Raw genomic sequence first — 17,365 nt, forward strand, 5'->3', positions numbered from 1 at the left:
TGTCGTGTGCGGCTTCCACCGCGCCCGTGGCGCGAGTAGGTTGCGGCCCATGGCCTTTCCCTCCCTGCGCCGCGCCGCTCTGGTCGCGGTGGTGATCGGTCTCGCCGGTCTGGCGATCTCCCCGACGGCCGCGGCCGCACCCCCGCCGCCGCACGTCAAGGGCACGCGGACCGTGCCGGTGTACGACTACGCGAACGCCGTCCGGGAGAGCGTGTGGGTGACCACGAAGCTCGACAACGACGGTGACGGCGCGCCGGACCGGGTCGTCGTCGACCTCGTGCGGCCCAGGGAAGCGGCGGCCGGGCGGGTGCCGGTGATCATGGACGCCTCGCCGTACTACCGGTGCTGCGGCCGCGGCAACGAGAGCGAGCTCAAGGAGTACGCCGCCGACGGCACGGTCACGAAGTTCCCCCTGTTCTACGACAACTACTTCGTGCCCCGCGGCTACGCGTTCGCCGCCGTCGACTTCGCCGGGACCAGCCGGTCCACCGGGTGCGGCGACGTCGGCGGCCGGGAGGAGATCGAGGGCGTCAAGGCAGTCATCGACTGGCTCAACGGCCGCGCGAAGGGCACCCACGCCGACGGCACCCCGGCTCGCGCGACCTGGAGCACCGGCAAGGTCGGCATGATCGGCAAGTCGTGGGACGGCTCCGTCGCGAACGGGGTCGCCGCCACCGGCGTCGACGGCCTCGCGACGATCGTGCCCATCTCCGCGATCTCCAGCTGGTACGACTACTACCGCGACGGCGGCGTCCGCTACACCGCCGACTTCGGGCCCGCGTGGCTGTCCGGGTACGTGAACGGCCGCCCCGAGGAGGTGTGCCGGCCGGTGCGGGACGCGCTGCTCGCCGGGTCGGACAACGCCACCGGCAGCTACAACGCCTTCTGGGCCGAGCGGAACTTCGTGCCCGACGCGCGCAAGGTCAAGGCCAGCGTGTTCATCGCGCACGGCGTCAACGACCTGAACGTGGAGACCAAGCACTTCGCCCGGTGGTGGGACGCGCTCGGCCGCGCGGGCGTGCCGCGCAAGCTCTGGCTGGGGCAGGAGGGGCACGTCGACCCGTTCGACTTCCGCCGCGCCGAGTGGGTCGAGACGCTGCACCGCTGGTTCGACTACTGGCTGCAGGGCCTGGACAACGGCATCATGCGCGAGCCGGTGGCGACCGTGGAGCGGGCGCCGGACGTCTGGGTCGACGAGCGCACGTGGCCCGCCCGCGGCGCCGTGCGGCTGCCGGTCTCGCTCGGCGCGGGCGACGGCACCACCGGCACGCTCGGCCTGCTGCCGGGCCGCGGCACCACGTCCATTGTGGACAACCCGGCGCTGCGGGAGCGGGCCGCGGTCGCGAATCCCAACGCGGCCGTCGCGGGCCGTGCCGTGTTCCTGTCCGCACCTCTGCCGAGGGACCTGCGGATCAGCGGCACCGCCACCGTCACGCTGCGGGTCCAGGTCGACCGGCCGACGACCGGGATCGCCGCACGGCTCGTCGACTACGGCACCGCGACCCGGATCAACTACCTCGGCCGCAAGGAGGGCATCGTGGACCTGACCACGGAGTCCTGCTACGGCGGGTCGACCCCGGCCGACGACGCCTGCTACCGCGACACCGCCAAGGACGTCGTGACCGCGGACGCCGCCGTCATGACCCGCGGCTGGGTGGACGCCGCGCACCGCGACTCGCTGACGTCGCCGGCGCCGCTGCGGCCGGACCGCTGGTACACGGTGACGTTCGACCTGAACGCACACGACGCCGTGCTGCCCGCGGGCCGCGTGCTGGGCCTGGTGCTGACGCTGTCCGACAGCGAGTACACGCTGCCCGCGTCGACCGGTGCGACCGTGCGGATCGACCTGTCACGCAGCAGGCTCGGGCTGCCGGTGTCGCTCGCGACCGGCGCGACCGCGCTCGCCGACGTGACCGCGCCGCCGACGGTCCCGACGCCGAGGGTGTACGTGGCGGAGGACCGCGAGTACCGCCTGGTCCCGCGGGGCTGACGTGACTACCGGCGCTGCCCGACGGCCGGGTGTGCCGGCGGCGCGCGTTCCGGGCTGACCCGCGGCAAGGCTACGTGGAAGATCGTGGGCTTGGTGCTGCCCTGTGGTCGAGAACGCTTGCGCCGCAGGGGTAGTCGTCGTGGGTGTTCCCCGTTCTGGGTTTGTCCTCGCCGGACGGGCGTCCTCGCCGGAGGGCGTCCTGCCGGACGGGCCTCCTCGCCGGAGGGGCGTCCTCGCCGGAGGGCGTCCTGCCGGACGGGCCTCCTCGCCGGAGGGGCTGGTCTCCGGGATGGCGGGGGTTTGGTCTCGGGTTGGGTTGGCAGGGACTGGTGTCCAGGGTCTGCCTGCCATCCCGTCGACCTCCCGGAGGGCTATCAGACCGCGTCAAGGGGGCCCGGCGGCTTTGGCATGTGGGCGCTTTGGGTTTCGGGCCCCCTTGACACGGTGTGATCGGGCTTCGCCAGGTCGACGGGATGGCAGGCAGGCAGTCCTCGCTTGGTGAGCTGCGCTCGGCTTGGCTGGTGGGCCCGTATCGCGGGCCCGGGCGCGCAGCGCCCGGCCCCTCGGAAGGGTGCTCGCCCTACGGGGCGATGCGTTCGCAGAGGAACTTCAGTGCCAGCGGGTACCGGTACTCGATGGCTCCGTGGCGGCCGTCGAAGAGTTCGAAGTGGACCCGGTCGTCGGGCACCGCCGCTGCTTGGACCGCTCGCCGGAAGGCAGTCGCGCCCAGGTCCAGGTAGTACTCGTCGCTGCGGCCCGCGTCGATCCAGATCGCCTTGAGTGAACGGAGTGCCTCCGCGTGCTCCGGTGCCATGCGGACCGGGTCCCAGCGCAGCCACCGGGCCCACACGTCCGGTACCAGTGCCCCCGTGTCGTCGAACGGCAGGGACACGCTGCCGTCCTCGTTGCCGGAGTACGCCGCCGCGTAGCCGTACATCTCGATCAGGTCGTTGTCGGTGTCCTTGGTGCCGTGTACGCGTTCCGCGCGGTCCGCGAAGAACTTCTGGTAGTCGCCGTCGTAGGAATCCCGCAGAATGCGGGCGATCCGGGGGAAGTCCCCGGGATAACACACGTCGAACAGGGCGTCGCCCGCGTGGGTGGCCAGTGCGCCGAACAGGTCGGGCCTCAGCATCGGGGTGACCATCGCGCCGTAGCCGCCGCTCGACTTGCCCGCTATCGCGCGGTGTGCGGGGGCCGGGAGGGTGCGGTACCGGGCGTCGACCCACGGGACGACCTCGTCGCACAGGTACGAGTGGTAGCGGCCCGTGGCCGGGGAGTCCAGGAACTGGCTCCCGCCGAGGGACGTCCACGCGTCCACGTACACCAGGATCGCCGGCGGGGTGTCGCCCGGCGCGAACACGTCGTCGGCCAGTTCGGGGAACGGGCGGCGGAACGGCATGCGGTTGAACCACATCGCCACGTGGCCGGTGTAGCCCTGGATCACGTACACCACCGGGTACCGGCGGTCCGACTCGTCGTAGCCGGGTGGCAGGTACACGTACACCGGTCGCTCGTGCGGGTCACCCAGTGGGTTGCCACGCAGCAGTTCACTGTGGACCACGTGGTGCTCGATACGGCCGGACAGGGATGCGGACCAGGGCAGCATGGCCGGAGGGTAGAGCAGCGGTCCCCTCCGTGCCGAGCGATATTCCACCCGATCCGGTGGCTCCGGTGGCGGGCCGTGCCAGCACCGGGAACCGTTGCGCCATGCGTTTGCTCGTGGTCGTGGTCGCCCTGCTGGCCGTGGGGTGCGGCACCCACGAGGCGCACGACGCTGCCACGCCGGAGCGCGTCGTCCTGCGCGGTCTCACCGTCGACTCCGTGCCCGCCGACACCGGGTTCTGGGCGATCGGCCACCGCGACGAGCGCATCTGGGTGAAGCTCCGGCTGCCCGGCCGCTCCGCGATGCCGGTGCAGCCCGGCGAACGCGTCGACGTCACCGGGCTCGTCGTGCCGCACGGGCCGGACTTCGCGGGCCGCGAAGGGGTCACCGCCGGCCGCGACGCCGACCTCCTGACCCGGCTGGGCGAGCACGTCGAGGTCGAGCAGGCCGACGTCCGCGTGGTGGCCGCGCCGCACGGGCCGGACGCGTACCGCACCTGAGTGACCAGGGTGGCCGCCGCGACCGCACACTGAGGTGGACCCGCGAGGTCAGGCGGTCGCGAACGCCTCCGTGCCCGCGGCGACGCGGTACGGCTCCAACTCCGCGCGCTGCTCCTCCGCGCGGGCCACCAGCCGGTCGAAGTCGATGTCGGTGATGCGGGCGCGGAGGCCCGCGACATCGCCCAGGGTGTGCCACATCTGCTTCTTGCCGTCGATGCCCATGGTGAGCAGCTCCAGCTCCTCGAAGCGGCTCAGCGGGGAGTAACCCCGCAGCTTGCCGTTCGGCTTGAGCCTGCCGACGCGCTCGGCCGCCATCGCGGCGGTGTTCTTCACCGGGTCCGGCGTGACCCGCAGCCGCCGCATGATCTCGCGGAAGGTGTCGACGTCGGCCGCGATGGCCTTCGCCACCCGGTCGAGCGCATCGCCCAGTTCGGTGCCCTTGTTGCTGCGTGCCGCGCGCCGCGCCAGCTCCCGCCAGCCGATGCCCATCGCCAGCTGGTCGCGCAAGTAGATGCGGAGAAATTCGTCCATGCCGGGGGTATTCACCCAGGTTCGGCCCCCGAAACGAGGGTATCCGGGCCGCACAGCCGGTTCCGGCGTTGGGAGGGATGAAGCATGACCAGTTCGGTGCACACGAGGCATCCGGTCCAGGTGGCGGCCATGGTCGTCGCGGCGGTGTTCCTCGTGGTCGGGATCGCGGGGTTCATCCCCGGCCTGACCACCGACTACGACGGGATGACGTTCGCGGGCCACGAGTCGACCGCGATGCTCCTCGGCGTCTTCCACGTCTCGATACTCCACAACATCGTCCACCTTCTGTTCGGCATCGTCGGCCTGGCGCTCGCCCGCACGGTCTCGGGCGCCACGGCGTTCCTGATCTGGGGTGGCGCGGTCTACGCGGTGCTGTGGCTCTACGGCCTGATCATCGACCAGAGCAGCGCGGCGAACTTCGTGCCGGTCAACACGGCGGACAACTGGCTGCACTTCGGCCTGGCCGTCCTCATGATCGGCCTCGGCCTCGCCCTCCGCGGCAGGCGTGCGGTCGCCCGCTGACCGCCACCACGGGAAGGGGCCGGGACCACGCGGTCCCGGCCCCTTCCCGTCGTGCACTACCGCGCGCGGTCGCGCGGCGTGCGCAACTCGCGTGCCACCGAACCGGCGCCCTCGTCCGCGGTCTGCCCACGGCGGGCCTCCTCGGACGGCTGGTCGAAGTCACGCGCGAACGCGACCTCGCCGTCGTCGGTCGGACGGCCCTCCAGCTCGCCCTCGGCGTCCATCCGGTCCACCGCGTCGCGCGGCTCCTCGCGGGGCACGGCGGTGTCCGGGCGCTCCTCGCGCAGCCGCTCGTCGAGCGGTCTGCCCTCCCGCTCCTGGCGCTCGGTGATCCCCTGCTCCGTCACCGGGGACCAGTGCTCCGGCGGGTCCATGCCGTCCTCGAGGGGGTCGAGCCGCAGCCGGTCCTCGTCCAGGTCCTCGGCGGCGTTGTGGCCCTCGGGATCCGGATCGGCCGGTGTCTCGGTCATGATCGTCTCCTCCCGACTCGTCGGACCACCGGGTGCCCGGAATCGACGGCCGGAAAACCGTCATTCGGCGAACACCGAGGCCACCAGCCTGCGGATCTCCGGTGACGGCGACACCCCCAGCTCCGCACGCAGCAGCGCCTGGTAGGTGGTGAACTGGCGCAGCGCGGCCGCCGGGTTGCCGTCCGCCAGGTGCAGTTCGATGAGCCGCCGGTGCGCGCTCTCCCGCAACGGGTCGCCGCGCACCGCCGCCGCGGCCGTCTCGTGCGCGTGGTAGTGGTCGCCGCACGTGCGGAACCGCTCGCTCAGCATCTCCAGCGCCCGCAGGCAGACCTGCCTGCACCACTCGCGTTCCGCCTCCACCCACTGCTCCGTCCAGCCCGGCAGGAGGTCCGCGGTCAGCGCGGTCAGCGACGGGAACGGGTTCGGCGGCGCGTTCCCCGCGACGAACGCCCGGACCCTCGTCACGTCGACGTCCACCCCCGGGCCGATCCGCAGCCGTTCCCGGCCGCCGTGCACCAGCGGGTGCGGGGGCTTGACCAGCCGCCACAACGCCGACCGCAGGCACGCGGCCGCCCGTCGCGCCGAGGCCTGCGGCCACAGCGCGGCCGCGACCGTCTGCCTCGGCGCGGTGCCCTCGTGCAGGGCGAGGTAGGCGAGGAGTCGTTGCGCACCCGGGACGACCGGCACCGGATCACCCCCGACCAGCAGCTCGAACCCGTCGAGGAGTCGCATGGTGATCGTGGGCGGGTGCGCGTGCGGAGAAGTCATCGGCTGTCCCGGCGTCGGCTCGAACGGTGGGGCCCAGAGCGAATTCCCCCGATCCGCCCGGTTCACTACTCGTGCCGCCGCTTTTTTTGAATCGTTCCGAAGAGCTGCGGCGACGGCGCGGTGACGCACCGGTGGCGCACCCGTGGACCGATCGTGGCGGGGCGGTCACTGCTCGTACCTAGCGTCCCGGTCATGTTCACCCACACGAGCCGGCTGCAGTTCGAGGCCAAGCCCGAGAAGCCGGACGCGCACTACGCGAGGAAGCTCCAGGAGCTCATCGGCGGTGCCTACGGCGAGATGACCGTGACCATGCAGTACCTGTTCCAGGGCTGGAACTGCCGGATGGAGGGCAAGTACAAGGACCTGATCATGGACGTGGCCACCGAGGAGATCGGCCACGTCGAGATGCTCGCGACGATGGTGGCGCGGCTGCTTGAGGGGGCGCCCGCGGAGACCACCGCGGCGATGGTCGACAAGGACCCGGTGATGGCCGCGGTCATCGGCGGGATGGACCCGCAGCAGGCGATCGTGTCCGGTGGCGGGCCGACCCTCTCCGACGCCAACGGTGTGCCGTGGAACGGCCGCTACATCGTGGCGAGCGGCAACCTGCTCGCGGACTTCCGGGCCAACGTCGCCGCCGAGGCGCAGGGCAGGCTGCAGACCGCCCGGCTGTACCACATGACCGACGACCCCGGTGTGCGGGACATGCTGAAGTTCAACCTCGCCCGCGACACCGTGCACCAGAACATGTGGCTCGCCGCGATCGAGGAGCTGCAGGAGGACGGGCTGGAGAGCGCGGTCGCGCCGAGCGCGTTGTTCGACGAGGAGCACGCCGAGCACGCGGGCACCATCTGGCACCTGTCCGACGGCACCCAGGGCGCGGAGGGCCGCTGGGCGTCCGGTCCGGCGCCGGACGGCATGCACGAGTTCAGCTACGTGCGGAACCCGGAACCGCTGGGCGGCAAGGCGTCCGCGCCGAAACCGGACCCGCTGCTGTACGCGACGAGCCCCGCGAACCTCGGGCTGATCGAGAAGGCCATCAAGAAGCTCACCTGATCGTGGGCGCCCGCCGGTGTTGCCCCACAACACGCCACGGGCGGGCGCTCACCCTCCCGGCGATGCCCTGAAAGACGCTTTCAGGGCATCGCCGCCCAACGTCGGACGGAGTGCTCGCATGGTCAGTTCGGTCGCCGTCGCCCCGGCCGCGCCCTCCCGGGTGCGGTCCGTCGCGGCGCTCATGGGACCCGCGTTCGTCGTCGCGGTCGCGTACGTGGATCCCGGCAACTTCGCCACCAACATGGCGGGCGGCGCCGGGTACGGCTACCTGCTGCTGTGGGTGATCGTCAGCGCCTGCCTCATGGCGATGTTCGTGCAGTACCTGTCGGCGAAGCTCGGCATCGTCACCGGCCGGAGCCTGCCCGCGCTGTGCCGGGAACACTGCCCGCGACCGGTGACCGGGCTGCTGTGGGCGCAGGCCGAGCTCGTCACCATGGCGACCGACCTCGCCGAGTTCGTCGGCGCCGCGGTCGCGCTCAACCTGCTGTTCGGCATCGCGCTGCTGCCCGCCGCCGGCATCACCGCGTTCGTGTCGTTCGCGATCCTCGTGCTGCAGCCCGCGGGCCGCAGGCGGTTCGAGACGGTGATCATCGGCCTGCTGGCCGTGGTCCTCGCCGGGTTCCTCTACCAGGTGCTGCGGCTCGGCCCGGTCACCGGCGCGGGCGCCGGGCTCGTGCCCGGGTTCGCGGGCGCGGACAGCGTGCTGCTCGCGGCAGGCATGCTGGGCGCGACCGTGATGCCGCACGTGATCTACCTGCACTCCGCGCTGAACAAGCGGCAGGAACCGGCGGCCGTGCGCGGTGCGCTGCGGACCACGCGCTGGGACATCGGCATCGCGCTCGGCGTCGCCGGGCTGGTCAACATCAGCATGCTGGTGGTGGCCGCCGGCGCGTTGCACGGCACGGGCCTGCCCGCCGCGTCGCTCACCGACATGCACGGCGGGCTCGGCATGACGCTGGGGTCCGGCGCGGCGCTGGCGTTCGCGCTGGCGCTGCTCGCGTCCGGGCTCGCCGCGTCCAGCGTCGGGACGTACTCGGGCCAGGTCGTGATGGACGGGTTCCTGCGCAGGCGGATCCCGCTCGCCGCGCGCAGGCTCGTGACCATGGCGCCCGCGCTGCTGGTCCTCGCGTCCGGGGTGGACCCCACGCAGGCGCTGGTGCTCAGCCAGGTGGTCCTGTCGTTCGGCATCCCGTTCGCGCTGGTGCCGCTGGTGTGGCTGACCCGCCGCCGCGACGTCATGGGCACGTTCGCCAACCGGCCGCCCACCACGGCCGCGGGCGTCACCATCGCCGCGATCGTGTCGGCGCTGAACGTGTTCCTGCTGGTCAGGACTTTCCTCGCCTGAGCGGGGTACCCCCCGGCCATGAGAGTCGCGGAACGCACCAGCACCTCGCTCGACGACCTGGACCGGGCGGGGTGGTGGTGCGTCGGCGACCGGCGGGTGCACGTGACGAACCTCGACAAGGTCCTGTTCCCCGGGCCGCCGCCGCTCACCAAACGCGACGTGATCCGGTACTACGCCGAGGTGGGGCCGTGGCTGCTGCCGTACCTGCGGAACCGCCCGGTGAACGCCAACCGGTACCCCGACGGCGTCGGCAAGCCCGGGTTCTGGCACAAGGAGGTGCCCGACCACGCGCCGGCCTGGCTGACGCGGTGGCACAACACCGAGGCCGACGAGGACGAGACGCAGTGCTACGCCGTGCTCGACAGCGTGCCCGCCCTGGTGTGGATGGCGAACTTCGCGGGCATCGAGCTGCACCCGTGGACGTCGCGGCTGCCGGACGTGCGGCAGCCGACGTGGGCGCTGGTCGACATCGACCCCGGTGACACGACGACGTTCGCCGACATCCTCGACCTGGCCAGGCTGTTCCGCACCGCGCTGGAGCACCTCGGCGTGGCCGGGATGCCGAAGGTGACGGGGAAGCGCGGCGTGCAGATCTGGATCCCGGTGCGGGAGGGGTACTCCTTCGACGACACCCGGTCGTGGGTGGAGAAGGTGTCGCGGGTGGTCGGGCGGATCCGGCCGGAGCTGGTGAGCTGGCAGTGGTACCGCGACCGCCGCCGCGGCCTCGCGCGCCTCGACTACACCCAGAACGCGATCAACAAGACGCTCGTGGCGCCGTTCAGCATCCGCCCGATGCCGCACGCACCGGTCTCGGTGCCGATCACGTGGGACGAGCTGGACGAGCCGGGGCTGCGGCCGGACCGGTGGACCGTGCGCACCGTGCCGGACCGGCTGCGGGACAAGGGCGACCCGCTCGCCCCGCTCGTCGGGATGCGGCAGGAGCTGCCCGAGCTGTAGGTCAGCGGCGCGCCCTGGCGTTCAGGGTGTAGGCGAGCACGCACGCCACGGCGGACAGCACGTACAGGCCGACGTTCCACCACGTCATGTGCAGCGGGTCGCCCGCGTCGCCGATGACGTTGGCGACGACGCCGAACGCGGACATCGCGACGAACACGATCGTCGCGACCGCGGCGAAGGCGCTCGCGCCCCGGCGCAGCGCCGCCACGACGGCGATCACGCCCAGTGCGCCGTGCGCGATGATCAGCAGCCTGCTCACGCCGAACACGCCGAGTAGTCGTGCGTTCTCGGCCTCGCGGATGCTGCCCCAGCCGACGACGGCGAGCCCGATCACGGCGAGTGCCAGGTACACCACCCCGAGCACCAGGACGATCGTCCTGGCCGGGCTCGCGGTCTTCCGGACGGTCTCGGTCACGGTCCTCACCTCCACGATGCCCTGGAATGCCCGGCCGGACCGGCCCGGAAACACGGTGCGTGTTTGAATCCGGTGATGTTGGAAGCCATCGGGTTGACGGGTGACCAGGAGCGGGTCTACCGGGCGGTGCTGGGCATGCACCGGGCCCGGCCCGAGGTGGTGGCGGAGCGGACGGGACTCGGCACGGCGGCCGTCGCGGCGGTGCTCAGCTCCCTGCACGACCTGGGCCTGCTCAGCAAGGCCGCCCCGGACCGGCCCGAGTACACGCCGGTGCCGCCGGACGCCGCGTTCGGGCCGCTGCTGCTGCGTGGCCAGGAGGCGCTCGAGGCCGCCCGCGGCAGCGTCGCCGAGCTGGTCGAGCAGTACCGGGACACGGCGCGGCGGCGGGACTCCGCGCGGCTCGTCGAGGTGATCACCGGCGCGGCCGCGATCCGGCAGCAGGTGATGAACCTGCAGCTCACGGCCCGCCGCGACCTGCGGTGGTTCTGCCGCGCCGGGCACGTCGCGATGCCGTCGGCGGACAACACCGAGGAGTTCGACGCGCTCGCCCGCGGCGTCGAGGTCCGGGTGCTGTACGAGACCGCGCTCGTCGAGGAACCCGGCATGATCGCCGACATCGAGCGTGGCGTCCGGCACGGCGAGATCGCGCGCGCCACGTCGCACCTGCCGATCCGGCTCATGATCGCCGACGGCGTCGTCGCGCTGTGCCCGCTGGTCCAGCACACCGAGAACGGCGACGAGCCGACCGCGGCACTGGTGCACGACTCGAGCCTGCTGGCCGCGCTGATCGCGCTGTTCGAGTCCTACTGGGAACGCGGCTCGCCCCTGGTGTTCGACGACGACGCCACCGGCCGCCTCGCCGAGGACGAACGGCAACTGCTGGCACTGCTGGTCGCGGGTGTCACCGACAAAGCGGTCGCCACCCAGCTGAAGGTCAGCCAGCGCACCGTGCAACGCCGCATCCAGGACCTGATGCGCCGCGTACACGCCGACACCCGCATGCAACTGGCCTGGCAAGCAAGCAAACTCAACTGGCTGACCCCGTAACCCCGCGAGTCACGCTCCCAAACATCGCGAGTCTCGCTCGCAGGCATACCGAGTTGTCGGTTTCGTGCAGGCCGATCACGCCGGCGTGTGCACGAAACCGACAACTCGGTGTGCGCGAGAGCGAGACTCGCGGGGTTAGAGGCCGTAGGCTCTTGTGATTGTTTGTTCGATCTTGTTGCCTGCCGTGTCGGTGGCTGCCACCTTCAGTGTCACGTGGGTCGCGCCGCGGGGGTGGTGGACCGTGGCTCGGTGGTGGCGGTCCAGGGGGACCTTGGTCCACGACGTGCCGTCGTTGTAGGACAGCCACGCCTCCACCGCGCGCATGCGCGGGGCCGCCAGGCCGTCCTGGTGGCGGAACTCCAGGCCCAGCCTCGTGGTCCTGCCCGCCTGGTTCGTCAGGTCGGTGTCCACCGCGTAGTCGACCTGCAGCAACGGCAGCAGCGCGTGCTCGGTGTGGCCGGACCGGAACGTCCACGCCGTCTCCGTCGTGGTCGCGTACTGCCACTCGGCGCCGGACCGGCCCGTCGACAGCTCCAGCCGGTACGTCGCCTCACCGGCGGGCACCGGGAACGTGCCCCACGCGTACGGCGCCGCCGCGAGCAGCGCACCGTCGCGGTAGAGGCGCGCGGACGCCGTGTCCGGCTCGTCGCCGAGGGCGCCCTCGAGGTACCCCTGGTGGCCGGCCGCGTCCACGAACTCCGGGACGTACGCGGACAGCACGTCACCGTCCCGTGTGGACTCCGGGCCGCCGCGCGGGATCGCGGGCCGCACGACCGGCCCGTACCACGACTCGGTGACCCGCTCCCCGGCGCGGAACGTGCGGGGCGTGTCCACCAGGCCCTCCGCCAGCGGCTGCATGCTCTCCCAGCTGCGGAAGTGCCGCACGCGGTGCTGCCACGTCGTCGCGCCCGCGGTCACCGTCTCCGTCCTGGTCACCCCGGTCGGCATCACCCGCTGGTACTGGTTGATCGCGGTGGTCTGCCACGGCCGCCACGCGAACCGCTGCTCCTTCGCGTACCGCTCGCCACCCGACTCGTGGTACCCGGCGCGCACGGTCGCCGAGTTGCGGTCCGACACCCGGTGCACCACCTCGCGCGGCACCCGGTCCCGCTCCACCTGCATGACGTCGTACAGGTACGGGCTGTCCACGGTGGCCGTGAGCGTGACCCGCACCCGGCCGCGGGCGATCGCCGCCGCCAGCGCCGCGCCCTCGGCGGGCCGGACCGTCGCGACCGGCGCCGCGAGCCCGGCGTCCGCGGCCGAGGTCGCGGTGACGCCGTACGTCGGCAACGTCAGCAGCGCCAGCACCGCGCCCGCCTTCTTCGCCGCGTCCGCGATCGCCACGTAGTCGTGGTCGTACGACGGCGGCACGAGCACCACCTTGCCGCGCACCTCCGGCCCGAAGTCGCCCGCGGGCACGATGTCGAGCGTGCGCCGCCCGGTCAGCTTCGGTGAGTCGCCGATGTACCGCGGCTCGAAGTCCACAGTGGACGTGTCGGCCCACAGCGGCGGCGCGGTCATGCTCCACCGGGCACCGAACTCGAACACGCCGGACGGCGCGGTGACCGTCGGGGTCACCCACAGCTCCCGCGTGTCGGGGAACTTCATCGCGTAGTTGCTGATGTTCCGCTGCCCGAACTCGCGGTGCGCGTAGAAGCTGAAGATGCCCTGCTGCGTCGCGCGTCGCGGCGTCTCGACCCGCACCCGCGTGGTCTTGCGCGCGTCCAGCACGTACTCCCGGTCGCCGGTGACCTCGAACGCCGGGTCGATGACCTGGTACGCGACGTCCCCGTCCGGCGAGGACAGCAGCGCCGCCAGGTAGTTCACGCCCTCCGGCACGTCGACGGTCAGCGAGCCGCCCGACGGGATCCAGCTCACCACGTCCTGCCGCTGGTCCGCGCCGAACACCGCGACGTACTCGGTGAACAGCTCCTGCCCGTCGCGGCCCTGCGCGCGGAACGTGACCTCGTGCGTCGGCGCGGTCTCGACGACGCCGACGGTGGTGCGCACGCTGACGTCACCGGACGTGGCGGTCAGCAGCCCGCCGTGCGCTCCCGGCTCGACCCGCGCCGGGTCGGCGGTCACCGCGACGGACGCGCTGCCGTGCGCCGGGACCTCCACACTGGACTGTCCCAGCTGGACCGGCGCGGTCGTCGACAGCGCGAGCGTCACCGGCGCGTCAGTGGTGTTGACGTAGGTGACGTCGTGCGTGACCGGCTCGGTCAGCTCGCCGAAGTCCACCGTGCTCGACGCGTACACGCCCTGTGCGACCGCGCGGTCCACCGCGACCCGGCCGCCGCCGTGCTCGTACACCGACCGGGCCGGGTCGCCGACCGCGGTGCTGACGAGCGCGTCCTTCAGCTGCGGCCCGGTCCACTCGGGGTGGCGCTGCGCGAGGATCGCGGCGGCGCCCGCCACGTGCGGCGCGGCCATGGAGGTGCCGGACGCGGCCGTGTAGTGGTCGTCGACCGGCGTGCCCATGGCGGTGCCCGCGGCACGGGCGGCGACGATGTCCACGCCCGGCGCGGTGATGTCCGGCTTCACGGCCAGGTCGCCGAGGCGCGGGCCGCGGCTGGAGAACGGCGCCAGCGCCTCGTCCCGGTCCACGGCGCCGACGGTGAGCGCGCCGGAGGCACTGCCCGGCGAACCGATCGTGCTCGCGCCGTTCTCGCCGGAGTTGCCCGCGGACACCACGAACAGCGTCCCGGTCTCGGCGGTCAGCGCGTCGACGGCCTGGCTGAGCGGGTCGCTGCCGTCGGTCGGGTCGCCGCCGAGGCTCATGTTGACCACGTCCGCGCCGGACCGCGCCGCCCACTCCATGCCGGCGAGCACCCACGACTCCATGCCGTAGCCGTCGTCGCCGAGCACCTTGCCGACGATGACGTCCGCGCCGGGCGCCACGCCCTTGCGCCGCCCGTCCGACGCCGCGCCGGTGCCCGCGACGGTCGCGGCCACGTGCGTGCCGTGTCCGAAGTGGTCGGTCGTGTCGGGGCTGTCGGTGAAGTTCTCGGCCTCGGTGACCACGCCCGCGAGGTCCGGGTGGGTGGCGTCGACACCGGTGTCGAGGACGGCGACGGTCGTGCCGGTGCCGTCGAAGCCCGCCGCCCACGCCGTGGGCGCGCCGATCTGCGGCACGCTGTGCTCGAGGTCCACCTCGATCCGGCGGTCCAGGTCGATGTGCTCGACCGCCTTGTCGGCCAGCACGGACGGCGTCGCGCGGGTGGCGCGGCCGTTGATGCTGGCGAGGTCGAGGCCCGGCGCCTTGCGCGTGGCGCGGTCGGCGTAGGTGACGATCACCGGCAGCGTGCCGGTGAAGCCCTGCTCGACCAGCCCGGTCACGTCGAAGAGCGCGGGGTCCAGGCGCTCGCCGAGCTGGGGCATGACGTCGGCGGGCAGCACGGACAGCCGCCCGTCCACCTCGTGCTGGGTGAACGTGACGTGGTCGCGGCCGGGCCCGGGTTCGACGGTGGCGGCCTGCCTGCCGCCGGGCAGCCGTTCGAGGTGCACGACGTCGCCGGTGACGAGCGTGACGGAGACGGCGGCGCCCCGCGCGTCCGGCGCGGGAGCGGGTGCCGCGGCCGCGGTGGGCACGGACACGGTCGCCAGTACGACGGCGGTGCCTGCGACAACGGTGAGTGCACGGGATCTCCACTGCATGCCCCGTAGGCTCGTGCCCTTACCCGCCCGTTGTCAGCAGCGCGGGCTGGCCAAGCTGCGACATGTCGCAACTCGGACAAGCCAGGCGCTCAGCGGAACGCCTCCGCCAGCCACCACGAGCCACCGTCGTCGGTGATCTTCGCGTCGATCAGCAGCGGGCGGTCGCGGGGGCCGTCGAGCCAGCTGGTCACGCCGTCGAGGTCGGCGACCGTGCGGACGGTCCGGCCCGTCCACCCGAAACCGGTGGCGATCGCGGCGAGGTCGGTGTCCGGGAACGTCACCGTCGACAGGTCCGCGTCCGCCCCGAAGTGGTGGATCTCCGCGCCGTACGCGGCGTCGTCGTACACCACCGCGACCATCGGGATGCCCAGTCGCGGCACGGTTTCCAGCTCCGCGACCCCCATGAGGAACCCGCCGTCGCCCAGTGCCGCGACGGACAGCCGGTCCGGGCGGGCCAGCGCGGCGCCGACCGCGGTGGCGAGGCCGAGGCCGATCGACTGGAACGCCTGCGTGAAGCAGAACCCGAACTCGTCCGGCACCGACAGGTACGCGCTCGGGTAGCCCATGAAGTTCCCGGAGTCCACGGACACCACCCGCTCGGCGGGCAGCAGCTCGTCGAGCCGCGCGCTCAGCACGTGCGGGTCGATGCGGTCCGCTGTGGACGCGTCGCCCGGCGGGTGCCTGCGGACGTCGCCGACGGGTGCGGTGCGGTAACCGTCCTGTGTGTACCCGTCGAGCGCGGCGAGCACGTCCCGCGCGGTCTCGCCGACGTCACCGACCACGCCGAGGTCGGCGCGGGTGTGGGCGCCGAACGCCGCCGGGTCCAGGTCGACCTGCGCGACGGTCGCGCCGAGCAGCGTGCCGTGCTTGGTCGTCCACCTGTTGAGCGCGCAGCCCCAGCCGACGACCAGGTCCGCGTCCGCGATCAGCGCTGCCGCCCGGTCCGCGGCGAACCCACCGGAGATCCCGAGCGACCACGGGTCGCCCGCGAACAACCCGTGTGCCACCGCCGACGTGGCCAGCAGCGCACCCGTGGCGCCGGCCAGCGCACGCAGTTCCCCGGCCGCGTGCCGGGCACCCCGGCCCGCCACGAACACCGGCCGCCGCGCGGACCGCAACGCGTCGGCGAGTGCGGCGACCCCGTCGGCGTGGGGCCGGACCGGCGGCGGCACCGGAGGCACCACCACGGGCGCGGGCACCGCGGGCGCGGCCTGCACGTCGAGCGGCAGGTTCAGCACCACGGTCCGCCGCTCGTGCACCGCCCTCCGGTATGCGCGCACGGTGTCCGCCACCGCGGAGGCCGGCGAGTGGACCCGCTCGGACACCGCGCCCACCGCCGTGATCGCCGCGTCCTGGTCGATGCGGAAGTTCGCGGTCACCGCGGCACCGGCCGTGTCGGCGGTCAGCACGAGCAGCGGCGTGCGGCTCTTCGCGGCCTCGGTGATGCCGGTCAGCGCGTTGGTCAGCCCGCACCCCTGGTGCAGCGAGACCACCGGCAGCCGGTCGCTCATCCGGGCGTACGCGTCGGCCATCACCGTCGCGCCGCACTCGTGGCGGGCCGCCACGTACGGCACACCGCCCGCCACCAGCGCGTTCGTGACCACGAAGTTGCCGCTGCCGACCACCCCGAACGCGTGCGCGACCCCGAGCCCGGCGAGCGTCGAACCGACCAGCTCCGCGGTCGTGGTCAGTGTCGACATGCCTCGCTCCGCTCACCGCTCGACCAGCGCGTACACCCGCGCCGGGCTGCCGGAGCCGCCGACGATCGGCAGCGGCGACACCACGAGCACCGCGCCGGTCGGCGGCAGCGACGCCACGTTCCGCAGCTGCGTCAGGCCCATCTTGCCCGCGCCGAGGAAGTAGTGGTGGCACGGGAAAGCGGGCTCGAACGAGTGCGCGGCGCCCGCGTCGGTGCCGACGGTCTCGACGCCGAGCCCGACGAGCCCGGTCTCCTCGGCGAGCCACCGCGCGCACTCCGGGGCGATGCCGGGGGAGTGCGGGCCGGTCTCGTCGGCGTTGAGGAACTCCGCCGCGTCCTCGGACCGCGCGTCCCAGCCGGTGCGCAGCAGCAGCCACGCGCCGTCCGGCAGCGGGCCGTGCTCGGCCTCCCACGCCCTGACGTCGTCGACGCCCAGCAGGAAGTCGGCGTCCGCCGCGGCCCGCTCCGACACGTCGACCACGACGGCGGGCGCGACCAGCTGCGTCAGCGCGAGCTGCGAGACGTCGGCGCCGTCCTTGCCGGTGGCCCAGTGCACGGGCGCGTCGACGTGCGTGCCGGTGTGCTCACCGGTGTGGATGTTGTTCCAGTACCAGCCGGGCCCGGCCGCGTCGTAGCGGCTGATCAGCTCCAGCGAGAACGGGATCGTGTTCGAGAACGGTTCGGGCAGCTGGAGGATCGGCGTCTGCGACGACAGCGGCGCGGTCAGGTCGACGATCTCGACCCGGCCGCCCGCGATGGCGGCGAGGAGGTCCTGGAGAAGCGGCATGCGGCAGTCCTACCGCAC

At 72.8% G+C, this 17,365-nt stretch carries 15 protein-coding genes; 7 read left to right on the forward strand and 8 right to left on the reverse strand.

The genetic code is table 11. The annotated features are described in order from the left end of the window. The first annotated feature begins 49 nt into the window (after positions 1 to 49). Positions 50 to 1,990 (forward strand): Xaa-Pro dipeptidyl-peptidase, encoded by a 1,941-nt coding sequence (locus tag ACYQ77_RS40020; protein ID WP_459721819.1) that lies wholly within the window; start codon positions 50 to 52, stop codon positions 1,988 to 1,990. Between the two features lie 580 nt (positions 1,991 to 2,570). Here ACYQ77_RS40020 and ACYQ77_RS40025 read toward each other — a convergent pair. Next, positions 2,571 to 3,596, reverse strand: coding sequence for an alpha/beta hydrolase (locus ACYQ77_RS40025; protein WP_459721821.1), 1,026 nt, complete (start codon positions 3,594 to 3,596; stop codon positions 2,571 to 2,573). A gap of 101 nt (positions 3,597 to 3,697) precedes the next feature. Here ACYQ77_RS40025 and ACYQ77_RS40030 point away from each other — a divergent pair, with 101 nt between their 5' ends. Further along, positions 3,698 to 4,093, forward strand: coding sequence for a hypothetical protein (locus ACYQ77_RS40030; RefSeq protein ID WP_459721823.1), 396 nt, complete (start codon positions 3,698 to 3,700; stop codon positions 4,091 to 4,093). 48 nt (positions 4,094 to 4,141) lie between these two features. On the opposite strand, the gene ACYQ77_RS40035 is transcribed toward ACYQ77_RS40030, so the two are convergent. Beyond that, positions 4,142 to 4,624: a hypothetical protein gene (locus tag ACYQ77_RS40035; protein WP_459721824.1), complete on the reverse strand. Its 483-nt coding sequence runs from the start codon at positions 4,622 to 4,624 to the stop codon at positions 4,142 to 4,144. Positions 4,625 to 4,708: 84 nt separating this feature from the next. Between ACYQ77_RS40035 and ACYQ77_RS40040 the strand changes: the two genes are divergently transcribed. Further along, positions 4,709 to 5,146 carry a DUF4383 domain-containing protein gene (locus ACYQ77_RS40040; protein WP_459721827.1) on the forward strand — a complete coding sequence of 146 codons (438 nt, stop codon included), beginning with the start codon at positions 4,709 to 4,711 and terminating at the stop codon, positions 5,144 to 5,146. A 56-nt stretch (positions 5,147 to 5,202) separates the two neighbouring features. On the opposite strand, the gene ACYQ77_RS40045 is transcribed toward ACYQ77_RS40040, so the two are convergent. Next, the gene (locus ACYQ77_RS40045; protein ID WP_459721830.1) at positions 5,203 to 5,616 is read right to left on the reverse strand and encodes a hypothetical protein; all 414 of its coding nucleotides are present in this window, start codon (positions 5,614 to 5,616) and stop codon (positions 5,203 to 5,205) included. A gap of 60 nt (positions 5,617 to 5,676) precedes the next feature. Continuing rightward, a complete protein-coding gene (locus ACYQ77_RS40050) occupies positions 5,677 to 6,384 on the reverse strand; it encodes an AfsR/SARP family transcriptional regulator (RefSeq protein ID WP_459721833.1) in 708 nt (235 codons plus the stop codon). A 192-nt stretch (positions 6,385 to 6,576) separates the two neighbouring features. On the opposite strand from ACYQ77_RS40050, the gene ACYQ77_RS40055 reads away from it, so the two are divergent. The 3 genes from ACYQ77_RS40055 to ACYQ77_RS40065 all read left to right on the forward strand — a co-directional run bounded on the left by ACYQ77_RS40055 (position 6,577) and on the right by ACYQ77_RS40065 (position 9,742). Next, on the forward strand, positions 6,577 to 7,440 hold the full coding sequence (locus ACYQ77_RS40055) for a manganese catalase (protein ID WP_459721836.1): 864 nt from the start codon (positions 6,577 to 6,579) through the stop codon (positions 7,438 to 7,440). A 118-nt stretch (positions 7,441 to 7,558) separates the two neighbouring features. Further along, entirely contained in the window at positions 7,559 to 8,785 is a 1,227-nt protein-coding gene (locus ACYQ77_RS40060) for an Nramp family divalent metal transporter (protein ID WP_459721839.1), read from the forward strand. Positions 8,786 to 8,803: 18 nt separating this feature from the next. Further along, entirely contained in the window at positions 8,804 to 9,742 is a 939-nt protein-coding gene (locus ACYQ77_RS40065) for a DNA polymerase domain-containing protein (RefSeq protein ID WP_459721842.1), read from the forward strand. 1 nt (position 9,743) lies between these two features. Here the strand turns inward: ACYQ77_RS40065 and ACYQ77_RS40070 are convergent, their stop codons facing one another. Beyond that, the gene (locus ACYQ77_RS40070; protein WP_459721845.1) at positions 9,744 to 10,157 is read right to left on the reverse strand and encodes a DUF4383 domain-containing protein; all 414 of its coding nucleotides are present in this window, start codon (positions 10,155 to 10,157) and stop codon (positions 9,744 to 9,746) included. A gap of 75 nt (positions 10,158 to 10,232) precedes the next feature. On the opposite strand from ACYQ77_RS40070, the gene ACYQ77_RS40075 reads away from it, so the two are divergent. Then, positions 10,233 to 11,204 carry a helix-turn-helix domain-containing protein gene (locus ACYQ77_RS40075; protein WP_459721847.1) on the forward strand — a complete coding sequence of 324 codons (972 nt, stop codon included), beginning with the start codon at positions 10,233 to 10,235 and terminating at the stop codon, positions 11,202 to 11,204. A 135-nt stretch (positions 11,205 to 11,339) separates the two neighbouring features. On the opposite strand, the gene ACYQ77_RS40080 is transcribed toward ACYQ77_RS40075, so the two are convergent. The 3 genes from ACYQ77_RS40080 to ACYQ77_RS40090 form a co-directional block, all read right to left on the reverse strand. Further along, the gene (locus ACYQ77_RS40080; RefSeq protein ID WP_459721850.1) at positions 11,340 to 14,861 is read right to left on the reverse strand and encodes a S8 family serine peptidase; all 3,522 of its coding nucleotides are present in this window, start codon (positions 14,859 to 14,861) and stop codon (positions 11,340 to 11,342) included. 89 nt (positions 14,862 to 14,950) lie between these two features. After that, positions 14,951 to 16,561: a thiamine pyrophosphate-binding protein gene (locus tag ACYQ77_RS40085; RefSeq protein ID WP_459721853.1), complete on the reverse strand. Its 1,611-nt coding sequence runs from the start codon at positions 16,559 to 16,561 to the stop codon at positions 14,951 to 14,953. A gap of 12 nt (positions 16,562 to 16,573) precedes the next feature. Then, on the reverse strand, positions 16,574 to 17,347 hold the full coding sequence (locus ACYQ77_RS40090; RefSeq protein WP_459721856.1) for a cyclase family protein: 774 nt from the start codon (positions 17,345 to 17,347) through the stop codon (positions 16,574 to 16,576). Between the last annotated feature and the right edge of the window lie 18 nt (positions 17,348 to 17,365).

The sequence above is a fragment of the Actinophytocola sp. KF-1 genome (genome assembly GCF_054661535.1).